The organism is Actinacidiphila bryophytorum (assembly GCF_016916835.1).
In the GTDB taxonomy this organism is placed as follows: Bacteria; Actinomycetota; Actinomycetes; order Streptomycetales; family Streptomycetaceae; genus Actinacidiphila; species Actinacidiphila bryophytorum.
The window spans coordinates 121660-140345 of the sequence record NZ_JAFFIX010000020.1; the positions used below are offsets into that span (position 1 = coordinate 121660).

Here is an 18686-nt window from a genome sequence, read left to right on the forward strand (position 1 = left end):
GCGACGTCGCAGCAAGGGGCACCCACTCCCGGGGCGCCCGGGAGGGCGGGGGTCAGGAAGGGGTGACTTCGGGGCGGTCGGGGGTCGCCCAGAGGGTGTGGAAGGAGCCGGGCCGGTCGGTCCGGCGATAGGTGTGGGCGCCGAAGAAATCGCGCTGCCCCTGGATGAGCGCGGCGGGCAGCCGCTCCGCACGGAGGCTGTCGTAGTAGGCGAGCGCGGCGGAGAAGCCCGGCGTGGGAATGCCCAGCTCGGCGGCCGTGCTCACCACGCGCCGCCACGCGCTCTGCGCCCCCCGCAGGGCCTCGCCGAAGTGCTCGTCGATGAGCAGCGTCGGCAGGTCGGGCCTGGCGTCGAAGGCCGACCTGATCCGGTCGAGGAAGGCGGCCCTGATGATGCAGCCGGCCCGCCAGATCGCGGCGACCCGGCCCTGGTCGACGTTCCAGCCGTATTCGGCGCTGCCGGCCGCGATCTGGTGGAAGCCCTGCGCGTAGGCGACGATCTTCGAGGCGTACAGCGCCTGCTCGACGTCGTCGGCGAAGCGGTCGTAGGCCGCGCTGTCCAGCAGTGTCGGGGTGGGTCCCGGCAGTTCGCGCGCAGCCTCGCGCAGGTCGGCGTGGCCGGAGACGGACCGGGCGAAGACCGCCTCGGCGATGCCGCTGACGGGCGCCCCGAGGTCGAGCGCGGTCTGCACCGTCCAGCGCCCGGTGCCCTTCTGCTCGGCCTGGTCGAGCACGACGTCGACGAACGGCCTGCCGGTGTCGGCGTCGGTGTGCGCGAGCACCTGCGCGGTGATCTCGATGAGGTAGGAGTCGAGCCGGCCCTGGTTCCAGCCGCGGAAGACCTCCGCGATCTTGGCGGGCGGCAGGTCGAGCGCGTGCCGCAGCAGGTCGTAGGCCTCGGCGATGAGCTGCATGTCGGCGTACTCGATGCCGTTGTGCACCATCTTCACGAAGTGCCCGGCGCCGTCGGGGCCGATGTGGGCGACGCACGGCGAGCCGTCCTCGGCTTTGGCCGAGATGGCCTCCAGCATGGGCGCGAGCGCCTGGTAGGACTCGGCGGAGCCGCCCGGCATGATGCTGGGGCCGTGCAGCGCGCCTTCCTCGCCGCCGGAGACGCCGCTGCCGACGAAGTGGATGCCGCGCTTGCGCAGGTCCTTCTCGCGGCGCCGGGTGTCGGCGAAGTGCGCGTTGCCCGCGTCCACGATGATGTCGCCGGGCTCCAGCAGCGGCGCGAACTCCTCGATCACCGCGTCGGTCGGCTCGCCCGCCTTGACCATGACGATGATGCGGCGCGGCCGCTCCAGCGAGGCCACGAAGTCCGCCGCGGTCTCGGAGGGTACGAAGGTGCCCTCGTCGCCGAACTCCTCGACCAGCGCACGCGTACGGGCTGCGGTGCGGTTGTGCACCGCGGTGGCGTATCCGTTGCGCGCGAGGTTGCGGGCCAGGTTGCGGCCCATCACGGCCAGCCCGGTCACCCCGATCTGCGCCGTGCCCTGCGGCGTGCCGCCGCCCGGTCCCTTGCTGTTCTGCGCCGCCTGGTCTGCGGAGGCCATGGGTCCACCCTTTGTCGTGTCGCCGGATGCCGTGCGGGACGGTGCTACAGGCTGCTCCCTGCGCTCGATTATGGCCGAAGGACCACTCGCGGGCAGCGAGGCGCGGCGCGTCGGACGTACCCTTCAAAGTCAGGCGGCCGTCAGGTGACCAGCAGTGTCTGCAGGATCCTGCCGCACTCCCCGGTGCCGTCGTGCAGTTCGCCCTGCGCCAGTCCCGAGCCGCCCGCCGCCGCGGCGGTCGCCGAGCGCAGGCACATCCATTCGCCGACCGGGTCGCGGTGCAGCAGCAGGGTGACGTCGGTGTTGATGACCAGGCCGCGGCGGTGGTCGAGTTCGAAGCCGACCGCCCAGCTGCTGTCGGCGAGCGTGAGCGCCCGGGTCAGCGGGGTGTCCGCCTCGCCCTCCACCAGCGGGATCCGCTGCCGCGCCCAGGCCGTACCCGGCCCGGGCGTGTCGAAGCCGGGCTCGGCAGCCCCGGGAGCCGCGGGCGGGAAGCGCCACTCCATCGCGGAGACGTAGCCGTCCAGGTACGCCCCCGCCATCGTCTGCGGCGGCTGCGGTCCCGGCAGCGGCGGTACGGGCGCCAGCGGACTCAGCGCCGGGGTGTCGTCGGGTGCCGCGACCAGCCGCCACGCCCGGGCCAGCAGCACTTCCCGGCCCTGCGAGGTGATCCTGCCCTCCAGCAGTTCTGTGCGCTCACCCGCGCGGACCGTCGCCACCTCCACGTCGAGGTCGTCCACCGGCACCGGCCGCGGCAGGTCGACCGTCACCCGTGCGATCCGCATGCCCGGCCTGGCCCCGTGGCGTTCCATCAGCCGTCCGACCAGCGCGGACGGCGGCCCGGCGTGCTGCGTCCCGGGGCTCCACGGCCCCGCGGTCGCCCCGGAACTCGCATACCGCCCACCGCCCAGGCTCCGGTAGAACGCCGCACTGCTCACACCGAACTCCTCCGCCGGGGACACCCGCCGCCGATCGTAACGACCCGCTGCGCCGCCCCGGCGGGCCGCCCGCCGCAGGTGTCAGGACCGGGACTCGGCCCGGGCCGACAGGGCGAGGATCCTGCGGGCGCCGGCCACCACCGCGGGGTCGACGAAGCGGCCGTCGGGCAGTGCGAGGGCGCCCGGGGACGCGTCGGCAGCCGCCACCGTCTCGCGGGCCGCTGCGACCTCCTGGGCGGAGGGCAGGTAGGCCCGCTCGATCACCGGCAGCTGGCGCGGGTGGATCGCGGCGCGCCCGAGGAAGCCCAGCGCCCGGCCGGCCCGGCAGGAGGCCGCGAGCCCCGGCAGGTCGCGGACGTCGGGGTAGACGGACTGGGCGGGCGGCGGGAGTCCGGCGGCGCGGGCCGCCACCACCGTACGGACCCGCGGCCACTCCAGCGCGTCCTCGCCGGCCAGGCCCAGGTCGGCCCGCAGGTCCGCCTCGCCGAGCGCGACCCCGCGCACGGCCGGGTCCGCGGTCGCGATGGCGAAGGCGTTCTCCAGCCCGAGCGCGGACTCCAGCAGCGGATACAGCGCGGGCGCGTCACCCGCTTCGCGCAGCAGCCGCACCACCCGCGCGACGTCCGCGGCCGACCCCACCTTCGGCAGCCGCACCCCGCCCAGGCCCGGCAGCCCGGCGAGCGCCGCCAGGTCCGCGGCCAGCAGCGGGCCGTCCAATGCGTTCACCCGGACATGTACGGCGGGGCCGACCGCCCGTTCGGCCAGCAACTCCGCGGTCGCCGCCCGCGCGTAGCCCTTGCGGCCCGGCGCCACCGCGTCCTCCAGGTCGACCAGCACCACGTCCGCGCCGGAGCCGAGCGCCTTGGCCACCACCTCGGGACGGTCGCCCGGCGCGTACAGCCAGGTCACGGGGATCTCCTCGGCGGCCTGCCGCCGGCCCGCCGCGGCAGGGGCCGGTACGGTGCCCGTAGGCGTACGGCCGGGCGCCGCGTCCTGCGGGCTCGGGCCGGGGACGACATACGAACGGGCGGGACCCGGTACCACCTCCTGCGCGGACCCGCCTGCCGCACCGGTGCGGGCGGGGCGGCTCACAGGGCGCCCTCCGCCCGCAGCTCGGCGATCCGCGGGGCGGTCAGGCCGAGTTCCGCCAGCACCTCCGCGGTGTCCGCACCGTGCGGGCGGCCGGTCCAGCGGATCGCGCCGGGGGTGGCGGACAGCCGGAAGAGCACGTTCTGCATGCGCAGCGTGCCCAGATCCTCGTCCTCGACGCGCGCCACCGTGCCCAGGGCGCGGAACTGCGGGTCGGCGACGACGTCGCGCACGTCGTAGACCGGGGCGACCGCCGCCTGTGCCGCCTCGAAGGCGGCCACCACCTCGTCGCGGTCGTGCCGGGCGATCCAGTCGCCCACCACCTTGTCGATCTCCTCGGCGTGCGCCGCCCGCCCGGTGCCGGTGGCGAACCACGGCTCCTCGGTGAACTCCGGGTGCCCGACCAGGTGCAGCACCCGCTCGGCCACCGACTGCGCCGACGACGACACCGCGAGCCAGCTGCCGTCCGCGGTGCGATAGGTGTTGCGGGGCGCGTTGTTGGCTGAGCGGTTGCCCATGCGGGGCTGCACGTAGCCGAGTTGGTCGTACCAGAGCAGCTGCGGGCCGAGCACCGCGAGCATCGGCTCGATGATCGCCATGTCCACCACCTGGCCGGCGCCGGTGCGGTCGCGGCCCGAAAGCGCGGCCATCACCGCGTACGCCGTCGCCAGGCCCGCCACCGCGTCGGCCAGACCGAAGGGCGGCAGCGTCGGCGGCCCGTCCGGCTCGCCCGTCGTCGCGGCGAAGCCGCTCATGGCCTCGGCCAGGGTGCCGAACCCGGGCCGCCGCGCGTACGGGCCGAACTGCCCGAAGGCGGTGACTCGGGCCAGCACCAGCCGGGGGTTGGCCGCTGACAGCTCCTCCCAGCCGAGGCCCCACTTCTCCAGGGTGCCGGGGCGGAAGTTCTCGATGACCACGTCGGCGGTCCCGGCCAGCTTCAGCAGCACCTCGCGCCCGCCGGGCGTCGACAGGTCGAGCGTGACATTGCGCTTGTTGCGGCCGAGGTGCTTCCACCACAGCCCCACGCCGTTCCTGCCGGGGCCGTGGCCGCGGGACGGGTCGGGCTTGCGCGGGTGCTCCACCTTGATCACGTCGGCGCCGAAGTCGCCGAGCAGGGTGGCGGCGCCGGGTCCTGCGAAGAGCGTGGCCAGGTCGAGCACCCGCATACCGGCCAGCGGGCCGGCGGGAGCTGGTGCGTCGGAGGGGGAGGGGGCCGCTTCCTGCGGATGCGGTCGGTGCATGGGTGGTACCTCGGTTCCGGTGCTTGCGCGGATCGTGTGCTGGGTGCGGGCGTCGACGGATCAGGCGGATCAGGCGGATCAGGAGGGTCAGCGGGGTCTGCGGTGTGCGGCGGCCGACGCGCGGGCGTCGATGGCCGCGCGGTCCGGCATCGAGGTGGAGGCCCCGGGCAGTTCGACGGACAGCGCGGAGGCCGCGGTCGCCCAGCGCAGCGCGTCCGCGGTGGCCCGGCCCTCGCCGAGGGCCACCGCCAGCGCCCCGACGAAGGTGTCACCGGCCGCGGTGGTGTCCACGACGTCCGCGGTCAGCGCCGGCAGCGTCAGCAACTCCCGGCCGCGCACCGCGTGCAGGCAGCCCTCGGCGCCCAGCGTGACCACCACCTCAGGTACGGCGTCGAGCAGCGTGCGGGCCGCAGCCCGCGGGTCGCGCTCGCCGCTGAGCGCGGCGGCCTCGTGCTCGTTGGGCACCAACAGGTCGGTGACGGCGAGCAGTTCGTCCGGCAGCGGCTGCACGGGCGCGGGGGTCAGGACGGTCCGCACACCGCGCGCCCTGGCCGCCCGCGCCCCGGCGAGCACACCGGCCAGCGGGAGTTCGAGCTGCAGCAGCAGCGCACCGGCCGCGCCGATCACCGCCTCGTCCTGCGGTGCCAGCTCCGTCACCGTGCCGTTGGCGCCCGGCACCACCACGATCGCGTTGTGCCCCTCGCCGTCCACCACGATCTGCGCGATGCCGCTGGGACCCGGTGCCGTACGCAGCCGCTCCGTGCCCACGCCCGCGCCCTCCAGCGCGGCACGCAGCCGGCGGCCGAAGTCGTCGTCGCCGACGGCGCCGATCATCGCGACCGCACCGCCCGCCCGCGCGGCGGCGATCGCCTGGTTGGCACCCTTGCCGCCCGCCACGGTGCGGAACGACTGCCCGGTCACCGTCTCGCCGCGGGACGGCGCCTTCTCGACGTAGGCGACCAGGTCCATGTTGGCGCTGCCCAGGACCGCGATCCCGGGCGGGCGCACGGGTGTTGCTGTCATCAGGTGCCTTCCTGCGGGAGCAGCGCGACCTGTGCGGTGCGCCGTGCGAGCGTGTCGAAGCCGATGCCGTCCAGGCCGCCGACCGTGGTCGCCAGCCGGTTCCTCAGCGGCTCGGTCCACCGGCTGGGCAGCGCGGCGGGCGAACCCGCGAGCAGCCCCGCCACGGAACCGGCCGTCGCCCCGTTCGAGTCGGTGTCCCAACCCCCGGACACCACACGGGTGATGGACCCGGAGAAGTCGCCGTCCGCATGGGTCAGCGCGGCGGCCAGCAGACTCGCGTTGGGCAGCACGTGCACCCAGTGGTGGTCGCCGTAGGCGGCGTGCAGCGTGTCCACCACGTCGGCGAACCCCGCGGCCGTACGCGTCCGCTCGCCCCGGGCCGTGTCCCTGCCGAAGCGCACCGCCCGGGCGAGCCGCGACCGGCTCGGGACCACCGCGAGGCCCGCGGCCAGGCAGCCGTGGACGTCGCGGTCGCCGCCCGCCGCGGCGGCGACCATCGCCGCCGCGAACATCGCCCCGTACACCCCGTTGGCGGTGTGCGTCAGCACCGCGTCCCGCCACACCTGGTCCGCTGCGGCCCGCGGGTCGCCGGGATGCGTCAAGCCGTGCACGTCCGCCCTGATCAGCGCGCCGATCCACTCGCGGAAGGGGTTGCGCAGGGCCGCGGTGTGCGGCGGCTCCACCCCGTCCAGCAGATTGCGGTACGCCACCCGCTCGGCGGTGAAGGTGCGCCCGGCGGGCAGTTCCTCCAGCCACAGCCGCGCCACGTCGGCGGTGGTGAAGCCGTGGCCGTGCGCCTCCAGCAGCAGCAGCCCGAGCAGCGGGTAGTTGAGGTCGTCGTCCTCGGGCATCCCGCTGATGTTCTCGGCCAGCGAGGTGCCCGCGCTCCGCCGGTTCCACGGGTGCCGTGCGGCGGTGCCCGGGTCGAGCCCCTTCTGCGTGAACCATCCGTCCAGCGGCCAGTTGCCCGTGCCGCGGGCGATCTCCCTGATGCCTTCCAGCGGGAGCTTCTCCACCGGCTTGCCGAGCAGGCACCCGGCGGCCCGGCCGAGCCACGCGGCTTCCAGCCGGGTGGCGAGGGCGCTGCGGGCGTTCCCTGCGTCCCTGCGGGTCCCGTCGGGCTCCCGGTGCGGGCCGTCCCCGTCCGAAGGGGGCTGCTCCACTCGTGCCGGACCGCCGGCCGGTGGCGGGCCGGTCGCGCCGCTCCCCGCGTCCCTTCGGGGCGCCCCCTTCCGCGGATCCGGGTGATCGGGGGCCGGGTGACCGCGCGTGTCCGGCGCACGCCCGGCTGCGCCCTGTCCGCCCCCCGCTGCGGTCCCCCACGCCGGGGCGAGGGCGTGGATCGCGGCGAGGTCCGTCGGCTCGGCATCGGCCAACGGGCTGGGGACCGCGTCGAGTTCGGCGAGCAGCGACTCGGCCAGCGCGCGCAGGGCGGGGTCGGCGGGGCCGGGGGAGGCGCCCGCGCGTGCCGGGGCGAGACGGCCGCCCGCCGACAGCCAGCGGTCGCGTACCCCCGACGGGTCGCGGCCGTCCTGCACCGCCTGCTGCAGCTCGTGCCCGATCAGGTCCTCCGGCTGCACCCAGGTCAGCCGCAGCCCGGCAGCCGCCGGCGTCATCGCACCCCCGCAAGCGCCGTGAAAGCCGCCTCGTGGCTACGGCGGCGCTCGGTGTCCAGGGCGAAGACCTCCCGTGTGACGGCGGCCAGTTCGCCTGCGGGACCGTACAGGTCGAGCCGGCTGGCCCGGCCCACCTCGGCGCTCCACTCAGCGGGCACCGCGCCGGTGCCGCCGAGCACCCCGGCGAGCGCACCGCTCATCGTGGCGATCGAGTCGCAGTCCCGCCCGTAGTTCACGCTGCCGAGCACCGCCGGTGTGTAGTCGCCGCCGGCGACCAGCAACATCCCGAGCGCGACCGGCAGTTCCTCGATGGCGTGCAGCCGCGACGGCCGCCGCGCGCCCAGCGAGGGTTCGCGGTAGCGCGGCCCGACGGTGTCGAAGGGCGCGACCGCCTCGCGCAGCGGACCCAGCGCCGCCTCCCAGTCCGCGCACGACGCGGCCCGCTCGCACACCGCCTCGATCGCCGCGCGCGTACCGTCCTTGGCCACGGCGAGGGCCGCCTCCACCACGCTCGCCGCATCGGCACCCGGCAGGAAGGCCGCCGCCACGGCCGCGGCGAAGACCCCCGCGGCCTCGCGCCCGTACGACGACTGGTGCGGTGCCGCCACCTCCAGCGCCTCCGCGTAAGCCGCCGCGGGATTGCCCGCGTTGACCACCCCCACCGGCGCCATGTACATCGCAGCACCGCAGTTGACGATGTTGCCGACGCCCGCCTCCCGGGGGTCCACGTGGCCGTAGTGCAGCCGGGCCACGATCCACTTCTCGGCCAGGAAGATCCGTTGCAACGGCAGCGCCTCCGCCTCCAGTTCCGGTATCCACCGGGGCGTGGAAATCAGGTCGGGCACCAGGTGCTCGGCGATGCTGTACGCGTCCAGGTGGTCGCGCACCTTCCCGTACACACGGACCAGCGCATGCGTCATCAGGGTGTCGTCGGTGACGTGCCCGTCGCCCTTGTGGTAGGGCGCGATGGGCCGCGCGGTGCGCCAGTCCTCGTGGAAGGGGCCGACGATGCCGCGCACCCGGCCCCCGTGCCGTTCGGCGATCTGCTCCGGCGTCCACCCCTCGACGGGGCCGCCCAGCGCGTCGCCGACAGCCGCGCCGACCAGGCAGCCGGCGACGCGGTCCTCAAGCGTCAGTTCCATGGATTCCGAGTCCTTCCCTGCCGGCGACAGCCGGCTCCGCGGCCGTGAGCCGGCCGGCCAACTCCACGAGGTCGAGACCGGCAAGCCGCGGCAGCGCGCAGCCGGCCAGGGTCCTGCACGCCGCCCGCCACGAGGCGGGCAGCGAACGGGCGCCGCCCAGCGCCCCGGACAGCGCCCCCGCCAGCGCGGGCGCGGAGTCCGCGACCCGCGACAGGCACGCGGCGGCGGGCACCGCCTCCGCCACGGCCCCGTCACCGGCCAGCACCAGCGCCAAGGCCACCGGTACGGTGTCGGCGGCGGCGATGCCGTAGCTGTAGACGTGGTCGATGATCTGGTGCTCCAGCAGCGGGATCAGGCCGAACGCCCGCCCCGGGCCGCGGCCGCCCGCCGCCCGTGCCGCCCGGGCCAGCGCCACCGCGTGCTCCGCATTGCGCGCGATCTCAGAACCCGGCGGCAACTGCTCCAGGGCCGCCGCCACGCAGTCCTCCGTCGGCCCGCCCGCAAGCGCCAGCGCGACCGCCGCGGCCATCGCACGGGCGCCGTGCACGCCGTCCCCGTCCTGCGTGTAACGGGCGTCGTACTCGGCCAGGTCGGCCGCGGCAGCCGGGTCGCCGGGGTGGACGACGGCCAGCACGCAGGCCCGGCCGCAGGCGGCGTCGTCGAAGAAGTGCGGGTTGTCGTGCCCGGTGGCCGGCGGGCGCAGGCCGGTGGCGAGATTGCCCAGGCCCGCGCGCACCGAGATACGCGCCCGCAGCGGGATCACCGCCGACTCGACCTCGGGCGCGCGGGCCGCCGCCGAGGAGATCTCGGCGGCGAGCGACATCCACGCCAGGTCCACCGCGGCCCGTACCCTGCGGTCCCGGGTGAGGTCGCTGAGCAGCGCCCCGCGCGAGGCGAGCACCGCCTCCGCGGTGAAGGCCGCCCACTCGGCGTCGTCGGATGGGCCGAGCCGCAGCGGCTCCGGCGGCTGGTTGAGGGCGATCGGCACGGGCAGGGTCGTCGTCTCGTTCTGCTCGGCGAAGGTGTCCAGCTCACGCGTCAGCCGGCGCGTCCACTCGGGCATCCGCGCGGCCCGGTGCCGCGCCGCCGGCCACCCCGCGGCATCCCCCGCGGCCAGCCCGAGCAGCATCCCCTCGACCCGCCCACGGCTCCCACCGCCGTCCGCCGGCGGCAGCGCGCCGCCAGAGCGCTCCCCGGTCGCGTCCCCGCCGGCCCCCGCCCTGCCCACGGCGACCGGTCCCCCAGCCGCATCCCCCCGCGCAGAAGGCACGGCCTGCACAGCGTCGGCACCCGCACCCCGCCCGATAGCCGCCTGCACCGCGGCACCGCCGACACGCTGAGCCTGCCCGCGCGCCTCCGCACCGCTCCGCGGACGCGTCCGCCCCGAGCCGAGCCCCCGGCTCCCGGCGCCTCCGCCCTGCGGCTGCCCCGGGGCGCCGGGCGGCGACGGGCGTGTTGCGCCCTCGACTGCCCGCGCTGTGGTCCGGTCCGGGCGGTTGCCGCCGGGCGGGGGCTGCGCTGCCGCGTCGTGGGTGTTCCGCGGGGCTGCGGGCTCGTCAGTTGCCTGCGGCTGTGGGTGGGCCGGGCGGTCGACACCAGCCTGCGGTTGTGCTGCCGCGTTGTGCGTTTTTCGCGGGGCTGCGGGCTCGTCAGTTGCCTGCGGCTGTGGGTGGGCCGGGCGGTCGACACGGGCCTGCGGTTGTGCTGCCGCGTTGTGCGTTTTTCGCGGGACTGCCGGCCCGTCAGCTGCCCGTCGGCCGCGTTGGGCCGGGCGGTCGGCCGCTGTCTGCGGGTGTGCCGTCGGCTCGGTGGTCGTGCGCGGGCCGGGGTGGGGGGCATCGGCGGTCGGAGTGGCGGTCTGGGCAGACCGGCCCGGTGGCTGCCGTGTCAGCTCGTCCGCCGGGGTCGGGCGCGGGCCGTACGCCGGGGGCTGGTTCGGGGTCATGAGGCGGCCCGCGCCGGGGTGTCGGGGGAGAGGAGGTCGGCGATGTCGTGGACGTGGTAGCCGGCCATCGCGGGGAGGCAGCTGCCGCGTACCGCTCTGACGGCGCGTGACCAGCGGGGCGGGATCGCCGACCAGCCGCCGAGTGCGCCGGCCAGCGCACCGGCGACCGCGGCGGTGGTGTCGGCGTCCCTGCCCATGTTCACCGCGGTGAGCACCGAACCGGTGAAGTCGCCCGCCGCCAAGGCGAAGGCGCCGAAGGCCAGCCCCACCGCCTCGGGCGCCAGGTCCGTCCACGGGTAGCCGCCGATGACGACGGCGGCGCGCAGCGCGCGCTCGCGGTCCAGCACCGTCAGGTCGGGGTCCAGCCTGACCCGGCGGGCGACCGTGACCGCCCGGCGCAGGGACCGCGCCGTCCAGGAGTCCTCTGGCACCACGGACAGCGCGGCGGTGATCACCGCCGCGCAGTCCCCGCCGCCCATCGCCGCCGCGACGCCCGCGGCGACGGCCTGCCCGCCGTAGATGCCCTCGCCCTCGTGGCTGACCGTGCCGTCGATGGCGACCAGCCGGGCCGCCTCGCCCGGGCGCCCCGCGGCGAAGACCCCGCAGGGCGTGGCGCGCATCGCCAGCCCGTCGCTCCAGGTGTGCCGGTGCTGTGCGGTGATCGGCGAGGCGAGGCCGCGGCGCAGGTTCTCCAGCGTGCCGCGCTCGCTGAAACCCGCGCCTTTGAAGGGGCCTTCGTCGCGGTCGGCGATCCACACGTGCCAGGCGGTCTCGACGTCGCCCGGGGTGAGGGCGGAACCGTGCCTGGCCAGCAGCAGCCCGGACAGGATGGCGTATTCGGTGTCGTCGGTGCCTGCCGGGTCGTCGGTGACGAAGTCCTCGATACGGCCCCAGCGTTTGCGGATGGCAGACGGTTTCATGTTCTCGGCGGGCGCCCCGAGCGCGTCACCGACGGCGAGGCCGGTGAGGGCGCCGCGTGCGTGGTCGCGCGGTGAGCCGGGGGCGGGGGCGGGAAGGCGGGTGCCGTGCGGCGGCGGGGTCAGATATGGGCCGGAGGTGTCGGGTGAGGCGGGAGTTGTGCTCATGCCGTGCCATTTCCTGGTGAGTCCTGCTGTGTGGTGCGTGCGTCCGCCGTGCTCCTGCCGCGCGTGGCGGCGGTCGCGGGCGCGATGGGGGGCGGTGGGTGAGTGCGGGCATGGCGGTGGTGGCTCCTTCCTCGCCGGGGGCTGTCAGGTGCGGTAGCGGTCGAAGACCCGGTTTCCGTCGCGTACGAGCTTCTTGCGCAGCGAGTCCAGGCCGATGGCGCCGCTGAAGTACTGCTGGAGCGCGGGGGTGGCGACCTTGTCCGACCACTCGGGATAGCCGCGCCGGCCCAGCGCGGGGGAGGCCACCAGGTGGGCGGCCACCGACATCCCGGTGCTCCAGCCGAGCTTGTCCGTGGTCAGTGCCGGGTCGCGCAGCGCGTCCGTGCCGGTCGGGGCCATCCAGTCGCCCTCGGCCAGCTCCACCAGGTGGTCGGTCTGCGTCATGAAGCCGATGAAGGCCGCGGCCTGCGCCTGGTGCTTGCAGTCCTCGGCCACCGACAGGGTCTGCGGGCTGACGCCCTGCGCGCGCCCGCCGTCGGGGGCGCCGGCGCCGACCGGCAGCGGCAGCGTGACCCAGTCGAAGTGCGCGGGTGCCTGCTGCTGGACCTGCTGCCGGTAGGACAGGTTGAGCGGCAGCATCGCGTAGCGCCCGGCGAAGAAGCCGGGCAGGGTGTCGCCGCCGCTCATGCCCAGCGCGCCGGCCGGTGCCGACTTGTCGGTGCCGACCTGCCGGCGCACCATCTCGGCGAAGGCGGAGTCGGCCTGCTCCAGGCGGACTTGTGTGCCGCCGTCGTCCTTGCGGTAGAGGATGCGCCCGCCGGTGGTCAGCGACAGGTTCAGCGTCACGCTCACCGGTGAACTCATCGGCCAGGCCACGCCGTAGCGTTCGCCCGGCCCGCCGGAGTGCGACAGCTCCTTGGCGGCGTCCTCGAACTCCTCCCACGTCCAGGGCCGTTCTGCGGTGGGCAGCGCGATGCCGGCCTCGGCCAGCAGGCTGCGGTTGGCGATCAGGACCCGCGGCTCCTGCAGGAAGGGCACGCCGTACAGGCCCTTGCCGAAGCGGGCCATGTCCCATGCGGCGGCGGGGATACGCCCGCGTACGTCCGCGGGCAGCAGCGGGGTGAGGTCGGCGAGGTAGCCGCCCGAGCCGAAATCGGTGAGGTCGTTGCCCTCGTCGTGGATGATGTCGGGCGCGGCGCCGCCCTCGAAGGAGGTGAGCAGCTGGTCGTGGACGTCGTCCCAACTGCCCTGCACGTAGCGGACCTGGACCTCGGGGTGCGCGGTGTTCCACTGCGCCACCAGCGCCTTGTTGGCCTTGACCGACTCCTCCTGCCAGGCCAGCGACAGGAAGTCCAGGGTGGGCACGCCGGACGCGGCCGAAGAGCCGCAGCCGGACAGCACGGCGGCGGAACCGGCGGCAGCAGCGGTCGCCGCGGCGCCCGCGAGCAGGGTACGGCGGCGCATCAGCCCTTCACCGCCCCGGACAGCATGCCGCCCACCAGGCGCTTTTGCAGCAGCGCGAAGAAGACCAGGCTGGGGATGGTGGCGAGCAGCGAGGCCGCGGCGAGCGGGCCGAGGTCGGCGGCGCCCTCGGCACCGGTGAAGTGGGTGAGGATCACGGACATCGTCTGCTTCTCCGGCGTCTTGAGCAGGACCAGGGCGAAGAAGAACTCGTTCCAGGCGGTGACGAAGGCGAACATCAAGGTGGCGACGAGCCCGGGGGCCAGCAGCGGCAGGACCACGCTGCGCAGCGTCCGCAGCCGGCCGCAGCCGTCGATCGCGGCGGCCTCCTCCAGCGAGACCGGCACCGCTTTGACGTAGCTCTGCAGCATCCACAGCACGAAGGGCAGCGTCCACACCACGTAAACGACGACCAGGCCGGGCCGGGAGTCGATCAGGTGCAGATTTTTGAGCACCATGAACAACGGGATGATGATCAGCACCAGCGGGAACATCTGGCTGACCAGGATCCACCCCGTCCCCGCGCGGCTGACCGCGCCCTTGAAGCGCACCATCGCGTACGCGGCGGGCACCGCGACCACCACCGAGACCAGCGCTGCGGCGCCGGCCACCAGGAGGCTGTTGAGTGCCGCGTGCAGCAGCGGCTGCTCGTCGAGCGCGGTACGGAAGTTGCCCAGCGTCGGGTGCCGCGGCAACCACGTCGGGTCGACGGACCCCAGCTCCCTGGGCGACTTGAAGGCGGTCGACACCAGCCACAGCAGCGGGAAGGCCAGGAAGACCAGGTAGCACAGCAGGGCTGTGTACTGCATGGCCCGCCCGGTCCGCCCGGTCCGCCCGGCACGGCGGCGCAGGCCCTGGCGCGGCGTCGGCCGGGGCCGGGGCTGGGGCGCGGCGGCCTCGGGGGCCGGTACGGGGACGGCGGCGCTCACTGGTCGGCCTCCTTGAGACGGTTGCGCAGGAAGACGGTGAGCAGGACGGCGATCACCGCGACCATCACCAGGCCCATGGCGGCGGCGTAGCCGAACTGCCCGTAGCGGAAGGCCTCCTCGTAGGCGAAGAGGGTCGGCAGCCGGGTCTTGCCGCCGGGGCCGCCGCTGGTCAGCACGTAGACCAGGCCGAAGGAGTTGAAGTTCCAGATGAAGTTGAGCGCGGTGATGGACAGCACCACCGGTTTGAGGGCCGGCCAGGTCACCGTGGTGAAGCGGCGCCACATCCCGGCCCCGTCGATGCCGGCCGCCTCGTGCAGCTCAACCGGTACGTTCTGCAGGCCGGCCAGCAGCACCACGGTGGTCTGCGGCATGCCCGCCCACACCCCGACCACGATGACCGCGGGCAGCGCGAGCGACAGGCTGGAGAGCCAGTCGGTGTGGCCCGAGGTCAGGTGCAGGTGCCGCAGCGCGTTGTTGAGGATGCCCGCGTCGGGGTTGTAGACCAGCCGCCACATGATGCCGACCACGACCTCCGGCATCGCCCACGGCACCAGCGCCAGGGTGCGGGCCAGCCAGCGGAAGCGCAGGTTCTCGTTGAGCAGCAGGGCGAGTCCCAGCGCCAGCAGCAGTTGCAGTGCGGTGACGCAGACCGCCCAGACCAGGCCGATCCTGAACGACTCCCAGAACAGCGAGTCGAGCCGCAGGTCGGCGAAGTTGCGTACGCCGGTGAAGGACGTGGACCGCGTGACGCCCGACTGGGCGTCGGTGAAGGCCAGCGAGATGCCGTACAGCAGCGGTCCGACGCTCAGCACCAGCACGGGTATCAGCGCGGGCAGCAGCAGGAACCAGGCGTCGCGGTCCAGGCCGAGCATCCGGCGGCGGGCGGCGGGCGTACGCGGCGGGGGAGTGCCGGCGCCCGGCCGCGGCTGGGTGGTCGCGGCGGCGGCGCTCATGACACGCCCGCCGCGGTGCGGGTGCGGGCGCCGGTGGTGGACTCGCGGACCGACAGCCGCGGCGCGACCGTCTCGCAGCGCACCTCGTGGCGGCCGCCGTCCAGCCGCGCGACCAGCATCTCGGCGGCGATCCTGCCCCTTTCCGCCGAGCCGAGGTCCACGCTGGTCAGCGCCGGGTGCCCGGCCCTGGCCAGTTCGCTGTCGTCCATCCCCACCACCGCGAGCTCCTCGGGAATGCGCAGGTCCCGGTCGTGCGCGGCATGGGCGGCGCCCAGCGCGAGCTGGTCGTTGGCGCAGAAGACGCTGTCGATGCCGGGGTGGGCGTCCAGCAGCCGGTGGGCGGCCCGCGCCCCCGCTTCGATGCCGAAGTCGGTGGTGACGATCAGTTCGGGGTCGGGTACGGCGCCCGCCTCGCGCAGCGCGGTCTCGTAGCCGATCAGCCGGTTGCGCCCCGGCACGGTGTCGGCCGGGCCGTTGATGAAGGCGATCCGCCGGCGGCCGCACTCCATCAGGTGCCGCACGGCGAGCACGGTGCCCGACACCGAGTCGGCCCGCACACTGTCCACCGCGGCCGTGCCGGGCAGCGACCCGATGACCACCACCGGGCGGGCGGCGCGGGCCAGCACCTCCATGTGGGCGTCGGTCACCCGGATCGGACACAGGATCAGCCCGTCGCTGGTGCGGTCGGCGAGGCTGCGGACGACGTCGAGTTCGTCCTCGGCGACGGCGTCGGTGGAGTGCAGCAGCAGCCGGTAGCCGAGCGGTTTGGTCACCGCCTGTATCTGCCGGACCATCGAGACATAGGCCGGATTGCCCACATCCGGCATGGCGAAGGTGAGCTGGCGGGTACGCCCGCCCTTGAGGGACCTGGCGACCCCGTTGGGCACGTAGCCCAGTTCCGCCGCGGCCTGCTCGACCCGCCGCACCGTGTTGGGACGAGCCCCGTGACCATTGAGAACGCGGGAGACCGAGGCGATGGACACCCCCGCGCGTGCGGCGATCGTCTCCACCGTGGGTGGTCCGTCCGAAGTCGGCATAGTCGTCCCCTCGCTGTCCGGCGCAAACTGTAAACGTTTACAGAGTGATCCTTCTATGACCCCTGATCGGGGGAGTGGTTTCCGCAATGTTGCGCGGAGGTTTCACTGACGGTCAATCAATTGTGACCTGAATCACGACCCGGAGGGAAGCGTTCAGGGAAATCGGTCCGCGGCACCGGCCGTACCGCGGACCGTAGGGGGACGTCCCCCGGACTACTCGACGGCGCCGAGCCCGGCCGCTGCGAGCAGCTCCGCGACCGCCCGCGACTCGGCGTCCGTCAGCGGCAGCAGCGGCGCCTGGGTGTACGCGTGCCGGATCACCCCGCGCGCCGCCAGCGCGGCCTTGAAAGCTCCCAGCGCGCCCGACATCCGGCCGACCCGGCCGCGGTCGGCGACCTCGATGACGGCGAACAGCGCGGTCAGCCGCCGCTGTTCGGCCCGCGCGGCAGCGAAGTCGCCCGCCCGCGCGGCCTCGTAGAGCCGCACGTAGCCGTGCGGGTCGACATTGCCCAGGCCCGGCACGATGCCGTCGGCGCCGCGCGCCATCGCCAGGTCCGCCAGCGTCTCGGAGCCGGTCAGGCAGCCGGCGCCGCTGCCCGCGGCGCCGTCCAGCACCCGCTGGAAGCCCTCCAGGTCGCCCGAGGAGTCCTTGACCGCGGCGATCACCTTGGCCTGCGCCAGCTCCCCGAGCAGCGCGGACGGCAGCTTGTAGCCGACGTTCGCGGGGATGTCGTAGGCCACGACGGGCAGTTCGAGCGCCGCGTGCAGCAGTTCGTAGTGCGCCCTGACCTCGGCCTCGGCGACCCCGACGTAGAAGGGCGCGGTCACCACCACCGCGTCGGCGCCCGACGCCTGCGCCCGCCGGGCGTGTTCGAGCACCCGCCGGGTGCCGGTGTCGATCGCGCCGGCCAGCACCGGCACCTGCCCGGCTGCGGTGGCGACGACCGTACGCAGCGCGGTGTCCCGCGCCGCGTCGGTCAACTGGGCGATCTCCCCGGTCGACCCGCCGACGAACAGGCCGTGCACGCCCGCGTCGAGCAGGAAGCCGGTGAGGCGCTCCAGCGAGGCGGTGTCCACCTCCCCGTCCTCGGTCAGCGGGGTGCACAGGGGAGGAACGACTCCGTGGAACATCAGACCTTCTCACTTGCCGGGGGTTCGGCTGTCGCGGTTCTTCCTGGTACTGCGGGGCGCCGCCGGTCCGCCGCGCCCTGCACGCGGGCCGGCACGTCGAAGCCGACCAGCAGCACGACCACGACGGTCAGGGCCAGGCCGAGCACGGCCAGCGAGGTGCCCAGGCCCAGCGGTTCTGCGATCTTGGCACCGAGCACGGGGGCGGCGGCCCCGCCGAGCGCGCCGACGTTGTAGCTGAACCCGAGTGCGGCGGCGCGCATGCCGATCGGGTAGTGCGAACTGATGTAGCTGGGCAGCACGCCCGAGGCGCCCTGGCTGGTGCCCACCAGCAGGAACAGCAGCACCCACAGGGCGGTGGTGTGGCCCTCACCGAGCGCGAACACCGGGTAGACGAAGGCCAGCGAGACGACGAGCATGCCGACGTACGCCCGCCGGGTGCCGAACCGGTCGCCGAGGTAGCCGCTGACCACCGAGCCGACCGCGTAGCCGAAGCCCGCGTACAGCAGCGCGTCGGAGACCTGCGCCGGGTCGTAGTGCAGGTCGGTCTTCAGATACGTCGGCAGCAGCGACTGCAGCGGCCACGAGTAGAGGAACGCGCAGAAGACGGTGACCATCAGCCCCACGACCACCGGCCACAACCGCTGCGCGAACTGCACCGCAAGCGCCACGAAGCACGCGGTGATCACCGCGACCAGCAGCAGCGTGACCGCGAGCGACTGGCTGCGCAGCACCACCAGCAGCGCGACCGCGGCCACCAGGCACACCGGCACCGTCCACAGCCTGGCCCGGCCGGTGAAGAGCAGGGCGGTCGCGCTGACCGGCCGCTCGCCCGCGTCCCTGGCCTTCTGCCACTCGGCGGCCTCCGGCAGCCGGCGGCGCAGGTAGACCGCGACGACCACCGGCAGGATGCCGATCCAGAACAGCACCCGCCAGCTGGTGTGCGGCACCACCCAGGCGTACGTCTTGGCGGCCAGCACCCCGCCCAGCGGGTAGCCGGACAGCAGCATGCCGCTCGCGGTGTTCCGCATCCGGCGCGGCCAGCTCTCGATGATGTACGTCGCGCTCGCGCTGTACTCGCCCGCCATGCCGAGCCCGACGACCATCCGGAAGGCGAACAGCGACCAGTAGTCCCACGAGAAGCCGCACAGGACCGAACCGACCGCGTACAGCGCGATGCTCAGCACCATCGCGGGACGGCGCCCGAAGCGGTCGCCCAGCGCGCCGATGGCGAGCCCGCCGAACCAGCGCGAGACGAACGCGGCCGACACGAGGGTCGCCGCCGTCACCGTGGACAGGTGGAAGTCCTTGGCGATCTCGGTCAGCACCAGGGTGATCAGGCCGAAGTCGAAGCCGTCCATCGCGTAGCCGAGCCACGCGGCGGAGAACGCCTTCCAGTTCTGCTTCGACAGCTCGGCGCGCCAGCGGAGGGGCGGCGCGGCTGCGTCGTGTGTGCTCATGGGCTCGCATCCTCGGGAGCGGTGGTTCGAGAAGCCGGACGTAGGACGTAGGACGTCCCACGTCCTACGCTTCGCGGTAACGTAGGC

15 protein-coding genes are annotated in these 18686 nt (G+C 74.5%); all 15 read right to left on the reverse strand.

The genetic code is table 11. From position 1 onward, the window contains the following. Positions 1-52 precede the first annotated feature (52 nt). The 15 genes from gnd to JT723_RS25635 all read right to left on the reverse strand — a co-directional run bounded on the left by gnd (position 53) and on the right by JT723_RS25635 (position 18599). On the reverse strand, positions 53-1552 hold the full coding sequence (gnd, locus tag JT723_RS25565) for an NADP-dependent phosphogluconate dehydrogenase (RefSeq protein ID WP_205047128.1): 1500 nt from the start codon (positions 1550-1552) through the stop codon (positions 53-55). Between the two features lie 140 nt (positions 1553-1692). After that, positions 1693-2490: a thioesterase family protein gene (locus JT723_RS25570; RefSeq protein WP_251512664.1), complete on the reverse strand. Its 798-nt coding sequence runs from the start codon at positions 2488-2490 to the stop codon at positions 1693-1695. An 81-nt stretch (positions 2491-2571) separates the two neighbouring features. Further along, entirely contained in the window at positions 2572-3405 is an 834-nt protein-coding gene (locus JT723_RS25575; protein WP_205047162.1) for an HpcH/HpaI aldolase/citrate lyase family protein, read from the reverse strand. Positions 3406-3578: 173 nt separating this feature from the next. Next, entirely contained in the window at positions 3579-4820 is a 1242-nt protein-coding gene (locus tag JT723_RS25580; protein WP_205047130.1) for a CaiB/BaiF CoA transferase family protein, read from the reverse strand. An 87-nt stretch (positions 4821-4907) separates the two neighbouring features. Continuing rightward, entirely contained in the window at positions 4908-5843 is a 936-nt protein-coding gene (locus JT723_RS25585) for a ribokinase (RefSeq protein ID WP_205047131.1), read from the reverse strand. Next, positions 5843-7459, reverse strand: coding sequence for an ADP-ribosylglycohydrolase family protein (locus JT723_RS25590; protein ID WP_205047132.1), 1617 nt, complete (start codon positions 7457-7459; stop codon positions 5843-5845). The genes JT723_RS25585 and JT723_RS25590 overlap by 1 nt, the downstream gene beginning before the upstream one ends. Continuing rightward, on the reverse strand, positions 7456-8601 hold the full coding sequence (locus JT723_RS25595; protein WP_205047133.1) for an ADP-ribosylglycohydrolase family protein: 1146 nt from the start codon (positions 8599-8601) through the stop codon (positions 7456-7458). Before JT723_RS25595 ends, JT723_RS25590 begins: the two co-directional genes overlap by 4 nt. Next, positions 8585-9919: an ADP-ribosylglycohydrolase family protein gene (locus tag JT723_RS25600; RefSeq protein ID WP_372441380.1), complete on the reverse strand. Its 1335-nt coding sequence runs from the start codon at positions 9917-9919 to the stop codon at positions 8585-8587. Before JT723_RS25600 ends, JT723_RS25595 begins: the two co-directional genes overlap by 17 nt. A 623-nt stretch (positions 9920-10542) precedes the next feature. After that, on the reverse strand, positions 10543-11631 hold the full coding sequence (locus JT723_RS25605) for an ADP-ribosylglycohydrolase family protein (protein WP_205047134.1): 1089 nt from the start codon (positions 11629-11631) through the stop codon (positions 10543-10545). 144 nt (positions 11632-11775) lie between these two features. Then, positions 11776-13095, reverse strand: a complete 1320-nt coding sequence (locus JT723_RS25610; protein WP_205047135.1) for an ABC transporter substrate-binding protein — start codon at positions 13093-13095, stop codon at positions 11776-11778. Then, a complete protein-coding gene (locus tag JT723_RS25615; protein WP_205047164.1) occupies positions 13095-13901 on the reverse strand; it encodes a carbohydrate ABC transporter permease in 807 nt (268 codons plus the stop codon). Before JT723_RS25615 ends, JT723_RS25610 begins: the two co-directional genes overlap by 1 nt. 116 nt (positions 13902-14017) lie before the next feature. Then, positions 14018-14974 (reverse strand): carbohydrate ABC transporter permease, encoded by a 957-nt coding sequence (locus tag JT723_RS25620; RefSeq protein ID WP_205047136.1) that lies wholly within the window; start codon positions 14972-14974, stop codon positions 14018-14020. Next, positions 14971-16011: a LacI family DNA-binding transcriptional regulator gene (locus JT723_RS25625; protein WP_205047137.1), complete on the reverse strand. Its 1041-nt coding sequence runs from the start codon at positions 16009-16011 to the stop codon at positions 14971-14973. The genes JT723_RS25620 and JT723_RS25625 overlap by 4 nt, the downstream gene beginning before the upstream one ends. Positions 16012-16224: 213 nt before the next feature. Next, positions 16225-17142 (reverse strand): dihydrodipicolinate synthase family protein, encoded by a 918-nt coding sequence (locus JT723_RS25630; RefSeq protein ID WP_205047138.1) that lies wholly within the window; start codon positions 17140-17142, stop codon positions 16225-16227. After that, positions 17142-18599, reverse strand: coding sequence for a sialate:H+ symport family MFS transporter (locus tag JT723_RS25635; RefSeq protein ID WP_205047139.1), 1458 nt, complete (start codon positions 18597-18599; stop codon positions 17142-17144). The genes JT723_RS25630 and JT723_RS25635 overlap by 1 nt, the downstream gene beginning before the upstream one ends. Between the last annotated feature and the right edge of the window lie 87 nt (positions 18600-18686).

Excerpts from the sequence above, each read along its gene's own strand:
- JT723_RS25625 (WP_205047137.1), bottom strand. The coding sequence starts at position 16,011 with ATGCCGACTTCGGACGGACCACCCACGGTGGAGACGATCGCCGCACGC.
- gnd (WP_205047128.1), bottom strand. The coding sequence starts at position 1,552 with ATGGCCTCCGCAGACCAGGCGGCGCAGAACAGCAAGGGACCGGGCGGC.
- JT723_RS25580 (WP_205047130.1), bottom strand. The coding sequence starts at position 4,820 with ATGCACCGACCGCATCCGCAGGAAGCGGCCCCCTCCCCCTCCGACGCA.
- JT723_RS25585 (WP_205047131.1), bottom strand. The coding sequence starts at position 5,843 with ATGACAGCAACACCCGTGCGCCCGCCCGGGATCGCGGTCCTGGGCAGC.
- JT723_RS25605 (WP_205047134.1), bottom strand. The coding sequence starts at position 11,631 with ATGAGCACAACTCCCGCCTCACCCGACACCTCCGGCCCATATCTGACC.
- JT723_RS25620 (WP_205047136.1), bottom strand. The coding sequence starts at position 14,974 with ATGAGCGCCGCCGCCGCGACCACCCAGCCGCGGCCGGGCGCCGGCACT.
- JT723_RS25610 (WP_205047135.1), bottom strand. The coding sequence starts at position 13,095 with ATGCGCCGCCGTACCCTGCTCGCGGGCGCCGCGGCGACCGCTGCTGCC.
- JT723_RS25635 (WP_205047139.1), bottom strand. The coding sequence starts at position 18,599 with ATGAGCACACACGACGCAGCCGCGCCGCCCCTCCGCTGGCGCGCCGAG.
- JT723_RS25595 (WP_205047133.1), bottom strand. The coding sequence starts at position 8,601 with ATGGAACTGACGCTTGAGGACCGCGTCGCCGGCTGCCTGGTCGGCGCG.
- JT723_RS25630 (WP_205047138.1), bottom strand. The coding sequence starts at position 17,142 with ATGTTCCACGGAGTCGTTCCTCCCCTGTGCACCCCGCTGACCGAGGAC.
- JT723_RS25615 (WP_205047164.1), bottom strand. The coding sequence starts at position 13,901 with ATGCAGTACACAGCCCTGCTGTGCTACCTGGTCTTCCTGGCCTTCCCG.
- JT723_RS25590 (WP_205047132.1), bottom strand. The coding sequence starts at position 7,459 with ATGACGCCGGCGGCTGCCGGGCTGCGGCTGACCTGGGTGCAGCCGGAG.